The sequence below is a fragment of the Bartonella sp. CL70QHWL genome (assembly GCF_042194855.1).
In the GTDB taxonomy this organism is placed as follows: Bacteria; Pseudomonadota; Alphaproteobacteria; order Rhizobiales; family Rhizobiaceae; genus Bartonella.
On record NZ_JBHINJ010000138.1, the window covers coordinates 1 to 562 of the forward strand.

General features: G+C 39.3%; 1 protein-coding gene. It reads left to right on the forward strand.

Going from position 1 to position 562, the window contains the following annotated elements; genetic code table 11:
* On the forward strand, positions 1–442 hold a 442-nt coding region (locus ACFIJZ_RS10145), incomplete at its 5' end, for a hypothetical protein (protein ID WP_375632053.1).
* Between the last annotated feature and the right edge of the window lie 120 nt (positions 443–562).

Below are 562 nucleotides of genomic sequence, written 5' to 3' on the forward strand. Positions count from 1 at the left end.
AACCCTAGAGAAACAAGCTTTAGAAGCTTATCAGACTGTTCAAAACTTACTTACCTTGAAAGCATCTGTTGAAGACATAGCAGAAGCTCTTGATGTGCTTGAAGGTGGTTTGACAATGCAAAAAGTTTCTAATGCAGAAGCGCGTGCAAAGGCTTATATCGCTGCTCTTAACGGCATTTCACTCTGGTCTTTATTGCAAGCCGTTAAAAATCTTATACGTGGTGAGGCAAAAGGCATGTCCACAACATTTGTCCCCTCATGCGCTGATCTGGTGCAGTATTGTCGCGATTTAGAAAGCAGGCTTTATGGTGTTGCTGAGAAGGTTTTTATAGCAGTTGAAAATACGCGTAACCTAGCTTTAGGAGGCAAGCGCATTTCATTCATGAGAATAGGCAAGCCTAGTGAAGAGTGTCATGACAGTAGCAATTCTAAAGCGGCTTAAAACAGCAAACTAGTGAAAAGTGCTGATCATTTTACGATTAGATATGCATTTAAATCGACAAAAAAGCACCTTACAAAGCGATTTAAAGATTTTATGATAGAATCAACATCTGCAATATAA